The sequence below is a fragment of the Alcaligenes faecalis genome (genome assembly GCF_041521385.1).
Taxonomy (GTDB): Bacteria; Pseudomonadota; Gammaproteobacteria; order Burkholderiales; family Burkholderiaceae_B; genus Alcaligenes; species Alcaligenes faecalis_E.
In genome coordinates this window covers 60,064-78,175 of the sequence record NZ_CP168006.1, presented here as the reverse complement: position 1 = coordinate 78,175, position 18,112 = coordinate 60,064, and the positions used below count along the sequence as shown (strand labels likewise).

The 18,112-nt window shown below is 56.4% G+C and carries 17 protein-coding genes; 13 read left to right on the top strand and 4 right to left on the bottom strand.

Annotated elements, in window-relative coordinates:
* Positions 1–38 precede the first annotated feature (38 nt).
* Genes ACDI13_RS00390 through map form a run of 4 tightly spaced genes read right to left on the bottom strand, consistent with a single transcriptional unit; the run spans position 39 to position 4,643 of the window.
* Entirely contained in the window at positions 39–539 is a 501-nt protein-coding gene (locus ACDI13_RS00390; protein WP_316988433.1) for a disulfide bond formation protein B, read from the bottom strand.
* A 4-nt stretch (positions 540–543) separates the two neighbouring features.
* On the bottom strand, positions 544–1,257 hold the full coding sequence (locus ACDI13_RS00385) for a MarC family protein (RefSeq protein ID WP_086059974.1): 714 nt from the start codon (positions 1,255–1,257) through the stop codon (positions 544–546).
* Positions 1,257–3,836: a [protein-PII] uridylyltransferase gene (locus ACDI13_RS00380; RefSeq protein ID WP_316988432.1), complete on the bottom strand. Its 2,580-nt coding sequence runs from the start codon at positions 3,834–3,836 to the stop codon at positions 1,257–1,259. The genes ACDI13_RS00385 and ACDI13_RS00380 overlap by 1 nt, the downstream gene beginning before the upstream one ends.
* A gap of 3 nt (positions 3,837–3,839) precedes the next feature.
* A complete protein-coding gene (map, locus tag ACDI13_RS00375; RefSeq protein WP_316988431.1) occupies positions 3,840–4,643 on the bottom strand; it encodes a type I methionyl aminopeptidase in 804 nt (267 codons plus the stop codon).
* A gap of 645 nt (positions 4,644–5,288) precedes the next feature.
* Here map and rpsB point away from each other — a divergent pair.
* The 13 genes from rpsB (at position 5,289) to lpxA (ending at position 18,065) form a co-directional block, all read left to right on the top strand.
* A complete protein-coding gene (gene rpsB, locus ACDI13_RS00370; RefSeq protein WP_316988430.1) occupies positions 5,289–6,038 on the top strand; it encodes a 30S ribosomal protein S2 in 750 nt (249 codons plus the stop codon).
* Positions 6,039–6,149: 111 nt separating this feature from the next.
* Positions 6,150–7,028 (top strand): translation elongation factor Ts, encoded by an 879-nt coding sequence (tsf, locus tag ACDI13_RS00365; RefSeq protein WP_316988429.1) that lies wholly within the window; start codon positions 6,150–6,152, stop codon positions 7,026–7,028.
* A 93-nt stretch (positions 7,029–7,121) separates the two neighbouring features.
* Entirely contained in the window at positions 7,122–7,838 is a 717-nt protein-coding gene (gene pyrH, locus ACDI13_RS00360; RefSeq protein WP_003799741.1) for a UMP kinase, read from the top strand.
* Between the two features lie 19 nt (positions 7,839–7,857).
* Positions 7,858–8,418 (top strand): ribosome recycling factor, encoded by a 561-nt coding sequence (frr, locus tag ACDI13_RS00355; protein ID WP_316988428.1) that lies wholly within the window; start codon positions 7,858–7,860, stop codon positions 8,416–8,418.
* Positions 8,419–8,443: 25 nt separating this feature from the next.
* Positions 8,444–9,208 carry a polyprenyl diphosphate synthase gene (gene uppS, locus ACDI13_RS00350; protein WP_316988441.1) on the top strand — a complete coding sequence of 255 codons (765 nt, stop codon included), beginning with the start codon at positions 8,444–8,446 and terminating at the stop codon, positions 9,206–9,208.
* Positions 9,209–9,221: 13 nt separating this feature from the next.
* Positions 9,222–10,076, top strand: a complete 855-nt coding sequence (locus ACDI13_RS00345; protein WP_316988427.1) for a phosphatidate cytidylyltransferase — start codon at positions 9,222–9,224, stop codon at positions 10,074–10,076.
* A gap of 40 nt (positions 10,077–10,116) precedes the next feature.
* Complete coding sequence (locus ACDI13_RS00340; RefSeq protein WP_316988426.1) at positions 10,117–11,319, top strand: 1-deoxy-D-xylulose-5-phosphate reductoisomerase; 1,203 nt, start codon at positions 10,117–10,119, stop codon at positions 11,317–11,319.
* A gap of 12 nt (positions 11,320–11,331) precedes the next feature.
* Entirely contained in the window at positions 11,332–12,654 is a 1,323-nt protein-coding gene (gene rseP, locus ACDI13_RS00335; protein WP_316988425.1) for an RIP metalloprotease RseP, read from the top strand.
* A 52-nt stretch (positions 12,655–12,706) separates the two neighbouring features.
* Positions 12,707–15,049 carry an outer membrane protein assembly factor BamA gene (bamA, locus tag ACDI13_RS00330; RefSeq protein ID WP_316988424.1) on the top strand — a complete coding sequence of 781 codons (2,343 nt, stop codon included), beginning with the start codon at positions 12,707–12,709 and terminating at the stop codon, positions 15,047–15,049.
* A gap of 61 nt (positions 15,050–15,110) precedes the next feature.
* On the top strand, positions 15,111–15,665 hold the full coding sequence (locus tag ACDI13_RS00325) for an OmpH family outer membrane protein (protein ID WP_094196813.1): 555 nt from the start codon (positions 15,111–15,113) through the stop codon (positions 15,663–15,665).
* A 6-nt stretch (positions 15,666–15,671) separates the two neighbouring features.
* Positions 15,672–16,805, top strand: coding sequence for a UDP-3-O-(3-hydroxymyristoyl)glucosamine N-acyltransferase (gene lpxD, locus ACDI13_RS00320; RefSeq protein ID WP_316988423.1), 1,134 nt, complete (start codon positions 15,672–15,674; stop codon positions 16,803–16,805).
* Positions 16,806–16,817: 12 nt separating this feature from the next.
* On the top strand, positions 16,818–17,273 hold the full coding sequence (gene fabZ, locus ACDI13_RS00315; protein ID WP_003799758.1) for a 3-hydroxyacyl-ACP dehydratase FabZ: 456 nt from the start codon (positions 16,818–16,820) through the stop codon (positions 17,271–17,273).
* A 3-nt stretch (positions 17,274–17,276) separates the two neighbouring features.
* Positions 17,277–18,065 carry an acyl-ACP--UDP-N-acetylglucosamine O-acyltransferase gene (gene lpxA / locus ACDI13_RS00310; RefSeq protein ID WP_316988422.1) on the top strand — a complete coding sequence of 263 codons (789 nt, stop codon included), beginning with the start codon at positions 17,277–17,279 and terminating at the stop codon, positions 18,063–18,065.
* Positions 18,066–18,112: the final 47 nt, after the last annotated feature.

The following is an 18,112-nucleotide window of genomic DNA, read 5'->3' as shown; positions in this document are numbered from 1 at the left end:
GGCTGTCACACCACGCCTGAAGCATGTGGCCGCCAATGCTAAGCACCATGACGCTTGAACAAGGTCAGCAGCAAGCCCAGGCCCAGAACGACAAACAGCGCCAGGCTCCAGTACGCATATTCAATCCCCAGCAGTGGTTGACGTGCGTCCATGCAGGAGGCATAGATGCCAAACAACCAGGGCAGGCCGCTTTCCAGGCCGGACTGGGTAATGAAGCGATCAGCAAAGGTCTGGTCGCAACTGAACAAATGCTGTGCCACAGAAACCTGATACCAAGCGGCCAGAATGCCACCTACAGAGGTAGCCAGACCCAGCAAGCTGGCTACGGTAGAACTGCGCTGATGGCCTAGTTGATGCAACACACCGGCGACCAGGCTGAACACGCCCAGCACGATAAAAATCAGGCGTTGCAGGACGCACCAGGCGCAGGGCGGGATGCTGAATACATGCTGGGAAAGCAGCGCAATACCAACGCCTGAGAAGGCGAGCAGGGCGATCAGATAATAGGGTGCAGCGGACTGGCGGGAGGTTGCGGCCATGGTATCAAGAGGAACTTAAAGAATAAAAGGTAGAGGCTTCGTGCAGCAAACCCAGGAAAAGTTCATGGAAACCGGCCCAAGTAATCTGCACGCCCAGGCACAAGAGGATGAAGGCGGACAGGCGCATCACGACAGCGGTGCCATTCTTACCCAGTTTGTACAGAAATTGGGATGCAAAACGTAAGGCCAGAAACACAATAAAACTGGCCGCAGCAATAGCAGGCAGTGCACCAGCCAGTTTGCTCATGGTGCCGGTGACCGAATTGTCATGCAAGGTCGCCCCTACCGTCAGCGCGGCGGACAAGGAGCCGGGGCCGCAGAGCATGGGGAAGGTCAGGGGATAGAAGGCTTTGGAGCGAATCTGTTCCCAGGAGTAGGACTCGGCCATGTTCTGGGCGTGCGCCGCATCAAAGTCCGAGGCGTTGATCAATCGCCAGGCCGTGCCTATGACGAGCAAGCCCCCGCCAATACGAATGATGGGCAGGGAAATGCCAAAGAAATTCAGCACGATATTGCCTGCGACCATGGCAATGGCCAGCATGATGAAAATATTGATGGCAACTTTCTTGGCCAGGCGGGCACGATCAGGCACGCTGGCGCCTTCGGTCAGGGTCAGAAAGATGGGGGCGGCCGCAGGCGGGTTCAGCATGGGCAATAGCGTCGCCAATGCAAACAGGAAGCTGCGGCTGACATCAGCAAAGACAGAGGAGAGTTCCATTAAGACGGGGTAGCTTGTTGAGAGAGGGCTAAACGTACATCGCGCTCCAGACGCAATTGATGACGGTTGTGTTCCAGTGCGGCACCACTCAGGATGAAGACGTCTTCCACGCGGTCACCCAAGGTCATGACTTTGGCCGAGCGCAGTCGCACATCATGGTGCTCGAATACTTGGGCGAGACTGTACAACAAACCACGCCGGTCTGTAGCACTTAAGGTCAAAATCCAGTCCTGCCCCTGCTCATCCGGACGCAGATCCACGGTGGGTTGAATAGGGAATACCCGGGCCCGGCGCGAGCGTATGTCGCGATAGGGATCGTGAGGATGCTCGTTGGGGAGCCAATCCTGCTGTAGTGCCTGGCACAGCTCGGTTTCGATCAGCAAGGGATCACGCCGCAGGGCGTGATCGTAGGTCGGGAGCATCACGACAAAGCTATCCAGTGCCCAGCCGTGGCGGGTGGTATAAATGCGTGCGTCCTGGATGCTGACGGCCTGGCTGTCAAAGTAACGACAGATACGTAAAAACAGGCGGCTGGCGTCCTTGCTGTAGACCAGCACCTGCAGGGCGTCGGTTTGTCCGGCGGGGCGTATGCGCACAACAGGGGTCAGACTGTGGGACTGGTGATACAACTGAATGGTGTGCCAGGCGATCTCGCTGGCGTCGTGACGCAAAAAATAGGGCTTGTCCAGCCATTGCCAAAAGTCTTCACGCGCATCGTCCAGCAGACCGGCCAGGCGTATTTCACCGGCGGCGTCACGCTTGCGCTGATCCAGCACGGAAACACCGTCCTTGGCGTCGCGACCTAAGGCTGCCAGCGTCAGGTTGTACAGGTCTTCCAGCAGCTTGCCTTTCCAGGAGTTCCAGACGGTGGGACTGGTGGCGCGAATGTCAGCGACGGTCAGCAGGTACAGGGCGGTCAGGCGGCGTTCGGTGCCGACGGTTTGCAGGAACTGGAAAATCACATTCGGGTCGCTCAAATCGCGTTTTTGAGCGACTTGAGACATGCTCAGGTGTTCTCGGACCAGAAACACCACCAGTTCTGCGTCCACGGGCATCAGGCCGTGATCCTGGCAAAAGGCCAATGCGTCCTGGGCTCCCAGCTCGGAGTGATTCCCGCCGCGTCCCTTGGCAATGTCGTGAAAGAGGGCGGCGATATACAGCAGCCAGTGGCGATCAAAACCGCTCATTAGCTGGTTGGCCATGGACAACTCTTCGCTGTGCTCGGCCATGGTGAAGCGGCGTAGATTGCGTATGACTTTCAGTGTGTGCTCGTCCACGGTGTAGGCGTGGAACAGGTCGTGCTGCATTTGTCCGACGACACGTCGAAATACCGGCAAATAGCGGGGCAGCAGGTTCAGCAAATTCATCAAACGCAAGGTATGCACGATCCCTTTGTTCTGCTGCAGAATTTCCAGAAAAAGACGTCGATTCCCAGGTTCGGCTCGGAACTTGGCATCGATCAGGCGGCGGGCGTGCCAGAGAGCACGCAAGGTATCGGCTTTCAGGCCACGCAGATTAGCTTGTTGCTGCAAATGCAGCATGGCCACAAAAATGAGAGAGGGGTCTTGCTCGAAGCCATCCGGCTGACGTAGTTCCAGTTGTCCATGATGAATCTGGAAGTGGCTGTCCAACACCAGCGGTTCCTGATCAGTTTGCGGAAACAAGTGTTCCTCGATGCTGCGCATCAAGATCAGATTCAGCTGACTGACAATCTTGGCGGCCCAGTAGTAACGCTGCATCAGCAGTTCGCTGGCGCGTCGGGTGGCGGTGGGGTGAAAACCGTAGATTTCTGCCAGACGCGGCTGCAAGTCAAATAGCAATCTGTCCTCAGCGCGGCCGGTCAGTAGATGAAGCTCGATACGCAGACGCTTGAAGGCGGCTTCCACGCGTTGCAGGGCCTTGAGCTCGGACGCGGTCAGTAGCTCGGATTGTGCAACATCCAGCCAGGTGCGCCCCAAACCGGCTGCCCGTGCCATCCAGAGCAGCACCTGCAAGTCACGCAAGGCACCAGGCGATTCTTTGCAATTGGGCTCCAGAGAATAGGGCGTGTCTTGCAGGTGCGCATGACGCTGTTGCTGTTCGGCCTGTTTGGCTAAAAAGAAAGCCTGCGGGTCCATCTGGCTTTGCAATTGCCGTTGGGTATGGCGCAGCAGCAACTGGGAACCCGCCAACCAGCGGCTTTCCAGCAAGGCGGTTTCGGTGGTGATGTCCTGGCTGGCCTGCTCCAGGCATTGGGCAGGCGTGGCGACATTGTGGCTGGGGGCCAGACCAATGTCCCACAAGGCAGCAACCAGTGCCTGAATCCGGTCTATGTCCTCTGCGTTTGGTTCGCGCTGCAGCAGGATCAGCAGATCTACATCCGAGTGCGGATACAGTTCCCCGCGACCATATCCGCCCAGGGCCGCCAAGCTGGCTTGGCGGGGCAGGGGGTAACGATCCAGAAGTTCGCGCAGGCCTTGGTCGCAAATCTGGCACAGGCTTTTGAGCAAACGATTGCAATGCAGGTCTTGCCTGAAGCGTGCGTAGGCCCGAGCCCGGCGGCAAGCAATTCTGTCGCGAAGCTGGGCCAGGAAGGACATGGTTCAGCTCTTGTTGATGATGGCGGGAGGGGCAGGCATGCCAGGCGAGACGGTCAGCACTTCATAGCCGGTATCCGTGACCAGCACCGCGTGTTCCCATTGGGCCGACAGGCTGTGATCTCGGGTCACCACGGTCCATTGGTCAGCCAGGGTACGCAGTTCGCGACGGCCAGCGTTGATCATGGGTTCAATGGTGAAGATCATGCCCGCTTCCAGCTTCACGCCTGTGCCGGGCTTGCCGTAATGCAGCACTTGTGGATCCTGGTGGAATTTTCGGCCCACACCGTGTCCGCAGTATTCGCGCACTACGGAAAAACCTTGTTTTTCAGCGTGTTGCTGAATGGCGTGGCCCACGTCACCCAAGGTGGCGCCGGGTTTGACCTGGTCAATGCCCAACCACATGCATTCGTAGGTGGTTTCGGTCAGGCGGCGGGCCAGGATGCTGGGTTCACCCACATAGAACATGCGGCTGGTATCGCCAAACCAGCCGTCTTGAATAATAGTGACATCCATATTCAGAATGTCGCCATTTTTCAACACTTTATCGCCGGGAATGCCGTGACAGATAACGTGGTTGACGGAGGTGCAAATAGAGCCTGGAAAGGGCGGGTAGCCAGGGGGGGCGTAACCCACGGTGGCCGACTTGACTCCCAGCTCATTGATGCGCTCCATGCACAGGCGATCCAGTTCGCCGGTTGTGATACCTGCTTTGACAAAGGGAGTCAGGTAATCAAGGATGGATGCCGCGGTCTGGCACGCAGCGCGCATTTTTTCGAGATCAGTGGGGTCTGTGACGAGAATACTCATGGCAACTTGAACAGGTCTATTGAAAAATAGTAGAATTATAGGCTTTTGTGAATTTTGCAGTTACGCACAGTCCCGTTTGGGGCGATCTGGCGGCTGTCCCAGCAAGGCGGTGCAGGCAGCGCAAGACGCTGTTTACCGCATTAAATCTAGGTTCTCCTGGTTTGGCTGGCTTTTCTCAGGCCTTCTGAATCTTCAGAACGGATGAGTCAAGCAAGAGGTCAGGCCAGTCTGCTCCAAGATTGAAGAAAACGCTTCAGGGCGCTGCGAGCCAGCAAAAACACGCAAAATTCACAACGAATACAGGGTCAGCATGATCACAAGCGTTGCAAAAGCAACATGGGCAACAGCCCGGTTCGTGTTCGACAGAGGCTGACCAGGCAATCCTCTAGGATACACCTGCAAACAGTGCGCTGTATGCAGGCGGTAGCCAGAAAAGTTTCAGGCCCGGGCCCGGACGGCAGATATCCAGTCTGCCCACAGGCGCGAGTCCGTTGTAGTGCAGGCGTTCGCCCATGTTGGGCCACGTTTTTATGTTTTATGTTGTAAATCGCGTGACTGTCCGTCTCGGGGTGTCTGGAATGCAGCACAGGCTGCGGCCCTTACCGGATACCGGGCAGTTACAAGACCAAACCCTTGGAGAACTTTATGTCTTTAATGCGTGAAATGCTGGAAGCCGGTGTGCACTTTGGCCACCAAACCCGTTACTGGAACCCCAAGATGGCTCCGTTCATCTTCGGTCAGCGTAACAACATCCACATCATCAACCTGGAAAAAACGGTTGTTCAGTACGAAGAAGCAACCAAATTCGTGCGTCAACTGGCTGCTCGTGGCGGCAACGTACTGTTCGTCGGCACCAAGCGTGCTGCTCGCGAACTGGTGGCCGAACAAGCCGAACGTTGCGGCATGCCTTACGTTGACAGCCGTTGGCTGGGTGGCATGATGACCAACTTCAAAACGGTCAAGACTTCCATCAAGCGTCTGAAAGAAATGGAAGGTCAGATGGCGGAAGGCCGTCTGGAAACTATGAGCAAGAAAGAAGCCTTGATGTTCGAGCGCGAGCTGGAAAAGCTGAACAAGGCCATCGGCGGTATCAAGGACATGAACAACCTGCCTGACGCTTTGTTCGTGATCGACGTCGGCTACCACAAGATTGCTGTGGCCGAAGCCCGCACGCTGGGTATTCCCGTTGTGGCCGTGGTTGATACCAACCACTCGCCAGAAGGTTTGGACTACGTGATTCCTGGTAACGATGACTCGGCCAAGGCTATCGCTCTGTACGCCCGTGGCATGGCTGACGCCGTGCTGGCTGGCCGCGAACAGAACCTGAACGGTCTGGTTGAAGAAATCGCCGCTGACGAAGAGTTCGTCGAAGTTCAGGCTGACACCCAGGAGTAACAGGTTCACTGCTGTCTGCCAGACACCATCAGTTGTCATGGCAGACAGCTACAGTGACCTTTCGTATCGCCCCGGCTTGCCGGGGCATGTTCTACAGAATTGGAGAAAACCGTGGCTCAAATCACCGCATCGATGGTTAAAGAATTGCGCGAGAAAACCGACGCGCCCATGATGGAATGCAAAAAAGCACTGACCGAAGCCGACGGCGATATGGCACGTGCTGAGGAACTCTTGCGCGTGAAGCTGGGTAGCAAGGCTAGCAAAGCAGCGACCCGCGTTACCGCTGAAGGCCTGGTTTCCGTTTACATCGCTGACGATGCCAAGACGGGTGCTGTGGTTGAAGTTAACTGCGAAACCGACTTTGTTGCCAAGAACGATGATTTCATCGGCTTTATCAACGACGTCGCGCAACTGGTCACCAAGCACAACCCAGCCGATCTGGCTGCTCTGGCTGAACTGCCATTGGCCGACAGCAATGTCGAGACTGTGCGCGCAGCTCTGGTTGGCAAGATTGGTGAAAATATCTCGGTTCGTCGCTTCCAGCGTTACGAAACAGCCGGCCAACTGGCCAGCTACGTTCACGGTGGCAAGATCGGCGTATTGGTTGATTTTGCCGGTGGCGACGAAGAAGTGGGCAAAGATCTGGCCATGCACATCGCTGCAACTCGTCCTAAAGCGATGGATGCTTCGGGTGTTGACGCGGCTGAAATCGAAGCTGAACGTTCCGTGGCGGCTCAGAAAGCCGCTGAATCCGGCAAGCCTGCTGACATCGTCACCAAAATGGTTGACGGCGCTGTTGCCAAGTTCCTGAAAGAAGTGACTCTGCTGAGCCAACCTTTCGTCAAGAACGACAAGCAAAGCGTGCAGCAAATGCTGGACGAGAAAAAAGCATCGATCGCTGGCTTTACCCTTTACGTTGTGGGTGAAGGCATTGAAAAGCGTGTTGAGGATTTCGCCGCTGAGGTAGCGGCTGCTGCCGGCCAAGCTTAATCCAGTTGGTTTTTTCAGGGCAGGCACCGTAGTGGCGGTGCCTGCCCTGCTGCTTTACACTCTCTTCTGTCTTCGTCACTTGGAATCCCACCCATGACTACCCCTCATTACAAACGTGTTCTGTTAAAGCTCTCCGGCGAGGCGCTGATGGGCGAGGACTCGTTCGGTATTAATCGCAGCACAATCATTCGCATGACGGAGGAGATCGCCCAGGTTGCCCAGTTGGGGGTACAACTGGCTATCGTGATTGGTGGGGGCAATATCTTTCGTGGCATCGCTCCAGGTGCTCAGGGCATGGATCGTGCGACAGCCGACTACATGGGCATGATGGCCACCGTCATGAACGCGTTGGCCTTGCAAGATGCCTTGAAGCACCGTGGCCTGGATGCCCGTGTGCAATCTGCCTTGAACATTGAGCAGGTCGTAGAGCCTTACATTCGTCCCAAGGCACTGCGTTACCTGGAAGAAAACAAAGTTGTTATTTTTGCAGCCGGTACGGGCAATCCGTTTTTTACCACCGATACGGCAGCGGCCTTGCGCGGCGCCGAAGTGGGTGCGGAAATCGTGCTGAAAGCGACCAAAGTTGATGGCATCTACAGTGCCGACCCTAATAAAGATCCAGGCGCGACCCGCTACTCGCGTATCAGCTTTGACGAGGCCATTGTGCGTCGTCTGGAAGTGATGGACGCGACCGCCTTTGCGCTGTGCCGCGATCAGAAGCTGCCGATCAAAGTGTTCTCCATCAACAAGCCCGGTGCCTTGACGCGTGCGGTCTCTGGTGAGGACGAGGGCACCCTGGTTCACGTTTAACGTTATAGGAATTTAGTCCATGAGTCTCTCCGAGATTAAAGCATCGACCGACAGCCGGATGGGTAAGTCCCTCGAGTCTCTGAAGGTGGGCCTGGCCAAAATTCGCACTGGCCGTGCAACTGCAGGCTTGCTCGATCATATTCAGGTTGAGTACTACGGTTCCATGGTGCCTGTCAGTCAGGTGGGCAATATCACGGTGGTGGATGCTCGCACGCTGAACGTACAGGTGTGGGAAAAGCATATGGCTGGGCCGATTGAAAAAGCCATTCGCGACAACGAACTGGGTTTGAACCCCATCTCGATGGGCGAGAGCATTCGTGTGCCCATGCCCGCCTTGACCGAAGAGCGCCGTCGCGATTTGGCCAAAGTGGTGCGTAGCGAAGGCGAAGACGCTAAGGTTGCCATTCGCAATCTGCGTCGCGATGCTAATGACACGCTCAAAAAGCAAGTCAAAGACAAGGAAATTTCCGAGGACGACGAGCGTCGTGCCCAGGATGAAGTCCAGAAGCTGACTGACAAGTATGTGGCTGAGGTCGACAAGCTGATCGCGCAGAAAGAAGCCGAGATCATGACGGTCTAAGGGCTTGTGCACAGGTGGCTAGGTGATATCTTTCAGTTCTACCCAAACTATTCCGGAACACGGTCAGGTTCCTGGCCACCTGGCAATTGTCATGGACGGCAATGGACGATGGGCGACCCGTCGTCTGTTGCCACGCACGGCAGGGCATTTGCGGGGTGTGCAAACTGTGCGGCGCATAGTCGAGGCTTGTGGCGAGCTCGGCGTGCGTTATTTGACCCTGTTTGCGTTCAGCTCCGAGAACTGGCGACGCCCTCCCGAGGAAGTCTCCCTGTTGATGGGCTTGTTCGTCAAGATGCTGCAAAAAGAAGTGGCAACACTGAAAAAAAACGGCGTCCGACTTCATGTCATTGGTGAGCTCTCCGCATTTAGCGACGAGCTGCGCGGCCTGATTGCCAATGCAGAGGAACAAACGCGTGATAACGACACCTTGCATTTGACGATTGCCGCCAACTACGGTGGCCGTTGGGATATTTTGCAAGCGACCCAAAAGGCGCTGGCCGCTAATCCTCATTTGGTCGATCATCCCGAGCAACTGGATGAGGCCATGTTCAGTCCCTATTTAGCGATGTCTTACGCCCCCGAGCCGGATCTGTTTATCCGCACGGGTGGGGAGCGTCGCATTTCCAATTTCTTGATCTGGCAGATGGCCTATACCGAGCTGTACTTTACAGACGCGTACTGGCCGGATTTTGACCGCGCGCAACTGGAGCAAGCCTTCGAGTGGTATCGTGGGCGCGAGCGGCGCTTTGGGCGCACCAGTGCGCAGGTGCAGGGTAGTCCCGCGCCTTGACGGAGCCTTATCTATGTTGAAACAACGCGTCATCACCGCCGTGATCTTGCTGGTCATTCTGGGTGCGGCCATGCTTGCCCCCGTGCGCTGGCCATTGCTGGCTATCTTTGTCCTGATGAGTACGCTGGCTTGCTGGGAGTGGGAACGCCTGAGTCTGTCTCAGGACCAGCAGCGTTGGGCATGGCCCTTGGCCTTGCTGAACGGTGCCTTGATGTTGTGGCTAAGCGTGTATTGGTATGACACCGGCCCCCAAGGGCAGGCTGCTGACCTGGTTTACCGTGCGCTGGTGCCCTTGATGGCGGCACTGTGGATTGTGGGGGCGACGAGTCTGGTGCTGCAAGGCCAGGCGACGCAGCGTGCACAAGGTGTCTTGCTCAGTGTGATGGGCGTGCTGGCTCCCTTGGCCGCCTGGGCCAGCCTGTCTCTTTTCTTGTACACGCAGGGCATTGTGTATGTGCTCACCCTATTGGTTTTGATCTGGGCGGCGGACATCGCAGCCTACTTCGCGGGTCGTGCTTTTGGTAAGGCCAAACTGGCCCCGCGTGTCAGTCCCGGCAAGACCTGGGCCGGAGCGGTGGGCGGTATGGCCGCGGCGGCTGTATGGATGGTGATCAGCGCGAATTGGGCTGGCAGCTTTGGTGCCGACGTGCAACAGCGGTGGGGGTGGGTTGCCACGGCTGTTTTGGGTATTGCCCTGGCGGCCTTGTCGATTGTAGGGGATTTGTTTGAGTCCCTGCTCAAACGCCGTGCCGCTGTTAAGGACTCCAGTCAGTTATTGCCCGGCCATGGTGGGGTGTACGATCGCATCGATGCCCTGCTACCGGTTGCTCCCGTAGCCTTGTTGTTAAGTGGGGCGTGGCTCTTTTAGTCCTGCGTGGAACTAAGGTGTTTGCGTCAAGGAAGAATTCATGAGTTTCCAGCATGTTTGTGTGTTAGGGGCCACTGGCTCTATAGGTATCAGCACACTGGATGTGATTGCGCGTCATCCGGAGCGGATGGCGGTTTATGCCGTGAGCGGCCACACTCGTATGGAGCTGCTGGCCGAGCAAGCTCGTGACAGCGCAGCCCGTGTTGTGCTTGTGCCGGATGACGCCGCACGTAGCCGCTTTCTGGCGGCGTGGCAGGGCGGCACCTTGCCGGAGATTCGAGTAGGCGCACAGGCGCTGGTCGATACGGTTGCGGACCCGCAAGTGACCACTGTGATGGCCGCCATTATTGGTGCTGCGGGCTTGCCTTCGGCTTTGGCCGCAGCACGCGCAGGCAAACGTGTCTTACTGGCCAATAAAGAGGCGCTGGTCGCTGCAGGTCGTATCTTCATGCAGGCCGTGCAAGAGGGGGGGGCGCAATTGATGCCTATCGACTCCGAGCACAGCGCCATCTACCAATGCCTGGCCGGTGAGCTGCCTGCGCAACCGGGTCAGCCCGTTGCGGCTTTGCGCCGTCTTTTGGTAACGGCTTCCGGTGGGCCTTTTCGTTCGCGTAGCTTGTCCGAGCTGGATGGCGTGACCCCCGAGCAAGCTTGCGCGCATCCTAACTGGAGCATGGGCCGCAAGATTTCGGTGGACTCGGCCACCATGCTGAATAAAGGCCTGGAAGTGATCGAGGCGCACTGGCTGTTCTCGGTGCCCGTTGATCAGATTGATGTGGTGGTGCATCCGCAAAGCGTGATTCACTCCATGGTCGAGTACATCGACGGTTCGGTCATGGCGCAGTTAGGGCAGCCCGACATGCGTACGGCAATTGCGTATGGTCTTGGCTTCCCAGAGCGCCTGTATAGCGGCGTGGGCTTGCTGGATCTGGCCACAATGGGTCGCCTGGATTTTGAGCAACCCGATTTTCAGCGTTTCCCCTGTCTGCGACTGGCTTATGATGCCTTGCGCAGCAGTCAGGCGGCCTGTGTAACCTTGAATGCCGCCAATGAAATCGCTGTGGACCGCTTCTTGGAGCGGCAGATTGGCTATACTCAGATTCCGGCAGTGATCGAGCATTGTCTGGACAAGCTCAATGGCCGTGCCAGCCAGGCTTTGAACGCCCTGGATGGGGTGCTGGAGCTAGATAGCGAAACCCGTTCGCTGGCGCTGGATTACTGTCGAAGTTCGGCGCGTATTTAACAGGAATTAACAATGCTCTTCACCGTTCTGGCGTTCTTGGTCGCCTTGGGCGTGCTGGTGACGTTTCACGAGCTGGGCCACTACTGGGTGGCCCGTCGTTGTGGGGTGCGTGTCGAGCGTTTCTCTATCGGTTTTGGCAAGGTGCTGTACCGACGTTTTGACAAGAACGGTACCGAATGGGCTGTCTCGGCCTTGCCCCTGGGCGGTTACGTCGCCATGCAAAATGATCCGCCTGCTCATGCCACGCAGGCACAGGTCGACGAGTCCTTCAATCACAAACCCTTGCGGCAACGCGCCGCGATTGTGCTGGCTGGCCCGATGGCCAACCTGATTCTGGCCGTGGTGATCTACGCCTTTGTGGGTTTGCTGGGTACCCAAGAGCCCATTGCCCAAATTGGCCCCGTCCCAGAAGGGACACCGGCTGCACAAGCTGGCTTCCAGGCTGGAGATCGATTGGTCTCGGTGGATGGCAAACCGGTGGACTCCTGGTTGCAGGCGCGCTGGGCCTTTATGGATGCCTTGTCCTCGGGTGGCGAGCTGCAAGTGGGCGTCAAGGACCTGCTGGGACGGGAAGAAAATCGTTACCTGACATTACCGGCTGGGGAAATCTTGCCGGATGGGCAGGACTTGATGGCCCAGGCAGGGCTGGTGTTGCGCCCGGCGCGATCGGTTGTTCAAGAGGTGTTTAAAGATACCGCAGCTGAGCAAGCGGGCCTTCAAAAAGATGACCTGATTATCCGGCTGGATGATTTGCTCGAGCCGGGCATTACGGCGTTCGTTCAAAAGGTGCAACAATCTGCGGGCAAGACACTCGAACTTGAGGTGCTGCGCCAGGGCGAAATTCAACGCCTGCTGCTCACGCCCGAAGGCGATGCCAATGCGCCGGGGCGTATTGGCGCCCAAGTGGCCATGGATATGCCCATGACGCTGGTGCGCTACGGGCCAATCGAGAGTGTGGAGCGCGGATTTACCCGTACCGGGCAAACCTTCTGGTTCTCTTTGAAGATGATCGGACGCATGATTACGGGGGAAGTCTCTGTACGTAATGTCAGCGGGCCGGTTACTATTGCGGATTATGCAGGCCAGACAGCACGTATCGGCTTTATTGCCTACCTGAATTTCTTGGCCTTGATCAGTATTAGCATTGGTTTACTGAATTTATTGCCCGTACCTATGCTGGACGGGGGGCATCTACTGTACTATGCCATCGAAGCTGTGCGCGGCAAGCCGGCTTCGGAGCGTATGATGCTTGTCGGACAGCGCCTGGGCCTGGCCTTGTTGGCCGTGCTGATGAGTATTGCTTTTTTTAATGACATCACCCGCCTTTTCAGTTGAGAGCGGGTGGCATACAATTTCCAACCATTTGACCGACCAAGGATTGTCCAGGATGTCGTTTAGCCGGAAACCTACTTTTGCGTTGCGTGTTCTGCCCGTATTGGTGGCAAGTCTGCTTGCCCCCGCCTTGGCGAATGCATTTGCACCGTTTGTCGTGCGCGATATTCAAGTCAATGGCATCCAGCGGGTCGATCCCGGTGCCGTGTTCTCGTCCTTGCCAGTCAAGGTCGGTGAGTCCTTCTCGGAAGAGCAGGCTGCAGACGCGATTCAACGCTTGTACGCCACGGGCTTTTTCAGCGACGTGCAAATTGACACCAGCACCAATGTGCTGATCGTTAACGTCAAGGAGCGTCCCACCATCGCCTCCGTGTCCTTTAATGGCATGCGTGAGTTCGACTCCAAGAATATTATCAACTCCCTGGCCCAGGTAGGCTTTGGAGAAGGCCGGGTTTTTGACCGTTCCATGTTGGAACGAGCGGAATTCGAGCTGAAACAGCAGTACTTGTCCAAGGGCAAGTATGGTGTGGAAATCACGCCTATCATCACGCCTTTGCCTCGTAACCGTGTCGGTGTCAGCTTTGACATCTTTGAGGGGGGCTTGGCCAAGATCAAGGAAATCCGTATTGTCGGTACGGAAGCCGTCTCGCAGAGTGACTTGCTCGACGAGATGGAGCTGACGACCTCGGGCATGATGACCTGGTATACCGGCACCGATAAATACTCCCGTGAAAAACTGGAAGGGGATATGGAGCGTATCCGCTCCTACTACCTGAATCGTGGTTTTCTGGAGTACTCGGCTGAAGCTCCCCAGGTATCGATTTCACCTGATCGCAAAGACATTTTCATTACCCTGACCATTCACGAAGGCCAGCCCTACACCTTGAGCAGCGTGAAATTGGCCGGCGATCTGCTGGGTCTGGAAGACCAGATCGAGCCGATGGTGCAGCAAAAAGAAGGCGAGGTGTTTTCCTCGGACAAGACCAGTGCTACCGTCAAATCGATTACGGAATACTTGGGTGGCCTGGGTTATGCCTTTGCCAACGCCAACCCGAACCCGGTGCTGGACCGCGAAAATCACACGGCTGACTTGACCTTCTACGTCGATCCCGGTCGTCGCGTGTATGTGCGCCGTATCGAGGTAGGCGGAAACGTCCGTACCCGTGATGAAGTGGTACGTCGTGAAATGCGCCAGCAAGAAGCGGCCTGGTATGACTCGGACGCCATCAAGTTCTCACGTGACCGTATTGATCGTCTGGGCTACTTCAATGAAGTGGATGTGAACACCAAGCCTGTCCCTGGCTCGCCTGACCAGGTCGATGTGAACGTGGATGTGAAAGAAAAGCCCACCGGCTTGGTTAACCTGGGTATTGGTTACGGCTCCACTGACAAGTTGATGTTGTCGGCCGGTATCAGCCAGGACAACATCTTTGGCAGTGGCAATAGTCTGTCCTTGCAGGTCAATACCAGTAAGGTGAACCGTGCAGCAGTGATCAGCCACACTGATCCTTTCTGGACGGGCGACGGCATCAGCAAAACCACCTCGATTTACTACCGTCGTACCACGCCTTATCAGTCCAATGATGGTTGGGGTGATTACCAGAACACCGCCATCGGTGCTGGCCTGAACTTCGGTGTGCCTATTTCCGAGTACGACCGTGTATTCATGGGTGTGAACTTCGAGCACAACAAGCTCTCGCGCTTGAGCCCGCAGTACACACCCCAAGCCTACCAAGATTACGTAAAAGAGTACGGCGAAGGCACCAACACCTTTATTTTCAATCTGGGGTGGTCCAAAGATACCCGCGACAGCGCGATTGCTCCCAACAAGGGTAGCTTGACGAGCTTGTCGGCCGATCTGGGTACGATGGACTTGCGCTACTACATGCTGCGCGCCAGCCACCAGCATTACATTCCATTGGGCCGTGCCTATACGCTGGCCTTGAATGGCGCGATTGATTATGGGCGTAGCATTGGTGGCAAGAGCTTCCCGGTGATCAAGAATGTGTATGCCGGCGGTATCGGTTCGGTACGCGGCTATGAAGGCGCGTCCCTGGGTGGTCGCGATATCCTGACGGGTGACTACCTGGGTGGTTCGCGTCGAATGATCGCCAACGCTCAGTTGTACCTGCCATTCCCCGGCGCCACGCGTGACCGTACGCTGCGTTGGTTCGTCTTTGCCGATGCCGGTAAAGTGGACAACACCAGCGGTGGTTGCCCAATGGGTCGTCCTGACCGTCTGTCGGAGGATCCATGCGGTTGGAAGTACGCCGCAGGTCTGGGCTTGTCGTGGGAATCCCCGCTCGGTCCGCTGCAGTTGTCCTACGGTCGCGCCTTGCGCGCCAAGGAAGGCGACGATAAACAAGCCTTCCAGTTCCAGATTGGTACCGCTTTCTGATGTTCGTGTTTAGTGGCACAATTGCACTATTCTGCAGCCTAATTAGCAAGGTAGATTTTTCATGAAGTCAAACATCGCATTAAAACTTACAAACATCGCCCGCAGCTTGTCGCGTGGCAATAACGCGCTCGTTCTGGCTGCCGCGCTGGGTGTCGGCGCCATGACCGCTGCTCCTGTTGTTCAGGCCCAGACCAAAATTGGTTTTGTCAGCACAGAGCGCATTTTGCGTGATTCCAAGCCAGCCAAAGCGGCCCAAACCAAAATCGAAGCAGAATTCAAGCGTCGTGACGAAGAGCTGGAGCGCATGGCCAACAACCTGCGTTCGCAGGCTCAAAAGTTCGACAAGGATGCGCCTGTGCTGTCCGAGTCCGATCGTGTGAAGCGTCAGCGTCAACTGGCTGATCTGGATTCCGATCTGCAGCGCAAGCGTCGTGAATTCCAGGAAGACTTCAACCGTCGCCGCAACGAAGAGTTCTCGGCCATTGTTGAGCAGGCTGATGCCGCCATCAAACGTATTGCTGACTCTCAAGGCTACGACCTGATCATTCAGGATGCCGTTACGGTCAGCCCACGTGTGGACATCACCGAGGAAGTTCTGAAAGCACTGGGCGGTTGATGCACTATGCCGGTATTGCTGAACGTTGATCAGGCTGTACAGCTGTCTGAACTCATAGACGCCATCAACAAGACCGGACTGGATTGCAAGCTGCCAGAAGGCATTAAAGAGCCTATGCTCCGGATTCGGGGCCTAGGCTCTTTGCTTTCTGCAGGCCCGGAGGAAATCAGCTTTCTATCCAATCCCAAGATGCAGGATTTGCTGGAGCAGACCGGTGCGGCGGTGGTGATTCTGACGCCGCAAGTCTACGAAGGTCTGGGCTTTGCACCGTCCTTTATCCCGGTTTTGTGCTCACAGCCTTATCTAATGTATGCGCTGCTGGCGCAGCGTTTTGATCAGGTGCGCATGGCCGAGTTGCCTACGGGTATTCATCCAAGTGCGGTGATTGATCCGGGCGCTCAATTGGGCGAGGGCGTGTCGATTGGGCCATTTTGTGTGGTCGAGGCCGGCGTCAAGATCGGACGTGGCACCCGTTTGGGCGCGCATTGCGTGATTGGTGCAGGTTCTACCCTGGGGCCAGACTGTCTGCTGCATGCGCGTGTCACTCTGTACCACCAGGTGCATATTGGTGCTCGCGCCATTCTGCATTCAGGGGTGGTGCTGGGCGCTGACGGTTTTGGTTTCGCGCCGGACCCGGTAAAAGGGAAGGGGGCATGGGCCAAGATTGCGCAAATCGGGCACGTACGTATTGGTGACGACGTTGAGATCGGCGCCAATACCACGGTGGATCGGGGTGCATTGGATGACACGGTGTTGGCTAATGGTGTCAAGCTGGACAACCAGATCATGATTGGGCACAACGTACAGGTCGGCGAACATACGGCCATGGCGGCATGTGTGGGGGTGGCTGGTTCTACCCAGATCGGGGCACGTTGTACGATTGCGGGGGCAGCGATGCTCTCGGGCCATCTGGTTCTGGGCGATGATGTACACGTCTCCGGCGGTACGGCTGTCACCTCCAACATTAGCCAGCCTGGACGTTATACCGGGGTTTATCCCTTTGCTGGACACCAGGACTGGCAGAAAAATGCTGCCGTGTTGGGCCAATTGAGCGGTTTGCGCCGTCGCCTGCGTTCTTTGGAACGTCAGCAGGTGGATGGGGCAAATGAATCATCTGAACATATCAATAAACAAAAATAAGCAGGACAGGACATGGAACTCGACATTCGACAAATTATGGATCGCCTCCCTCATCGTTACCCGATGTTGCTGGTCGATCGCGTCTTGGAACTGGTGCCCGGCAAGAGCATCGTTGCCATCAAGAACGTGTCGATGAATGAACCCTTTTTTACGGGCCACTTTCCGCACATGCCGGTGATGCCTGGGGTCTTGATCATTGAAGCCATGGCTCAGGCAGCCGCGCTGTTCTCTTTTACCGATCCCGAGGATCCGTACGCCAAAGTGGACAACAAGCTGGCCTATTACCTAGTCGGTGTGGACGGAGCGCGTTTTCGCAAACCCGTCATGCCAGGCGACCAATTGCGTCTGGAAGTGACGGCTGACCGCATCAGCCGCGCTTTGTGCAAGTACACAGGTCGCGCCTTGGTTGATGGCCAAGTGGTTGCCGAAGCCAAAATCATGTGTGCTATCCGTCAATTGGAAGAATAGTTTATGCGTATTCATGAAACGGCCATCATCGAAGCAGGCGCCCAGCTTGCCGATGATGTTGAGGTTGGGCCGTACAGCATCATCGGACCCAATGTCACGATCGGTGCGGGTACCAAAGTGGGCCCTCACTGTGTGATTGATGGCGTGACCACGATTGGTCGCAACAACCATTTCTACCGTTTCTGCTCCATCGGGGGTATGCCGCAAGATAAAAAATACGCTGATGAACCGACTCGTCTGGAAATCGGCGATGGCAATATGGTTCGTGAATACGTCACCATCAACACTGGCACGGTGCAAGATGTGGGCGTGACCCGTGTGGGCAATGACAACTGGATCATGGCCTATACCCATATTGCTCACGATTGCCAGATCGGCAATCACACGATTATTGCCAATAGCGTTCAGTTGGGCGGCCATGTGCATATTGGCGACTGGGCGATTCTGGGCGGTTTGACGGCTGTACACCAGTTCGGTCGTATCGGTGCGCACAGCATGATTGGTGGTACCAGCTCGGTGCGTCAGGACATTCCGCCTTACGTCATCGGCGCAGGCGATCCTTTCCGTCCTGTCGGTGTGAATAGCGAAGGTCTGGGCCGTCGCAACTTCTCGGCTGAAGCGATTTCGGCTGTGAAGGAAAGCTACAAGTTGCTGTATCGTCGCAAACTGACGGTGGAGCAGGCGGTAGAGCAAATGCAAGCCTTGCAGCAAACGCAGCCTGAATGCCGTGCAGCGGTTCAGGTCATGATCGACTTTCTGAATGACTCCAGCCGGGGTATTTGCCGACCATGAGCAGCGCCTCCAGCCCATTAGCGGCACGTGTAGACGGGTCGGGGCAA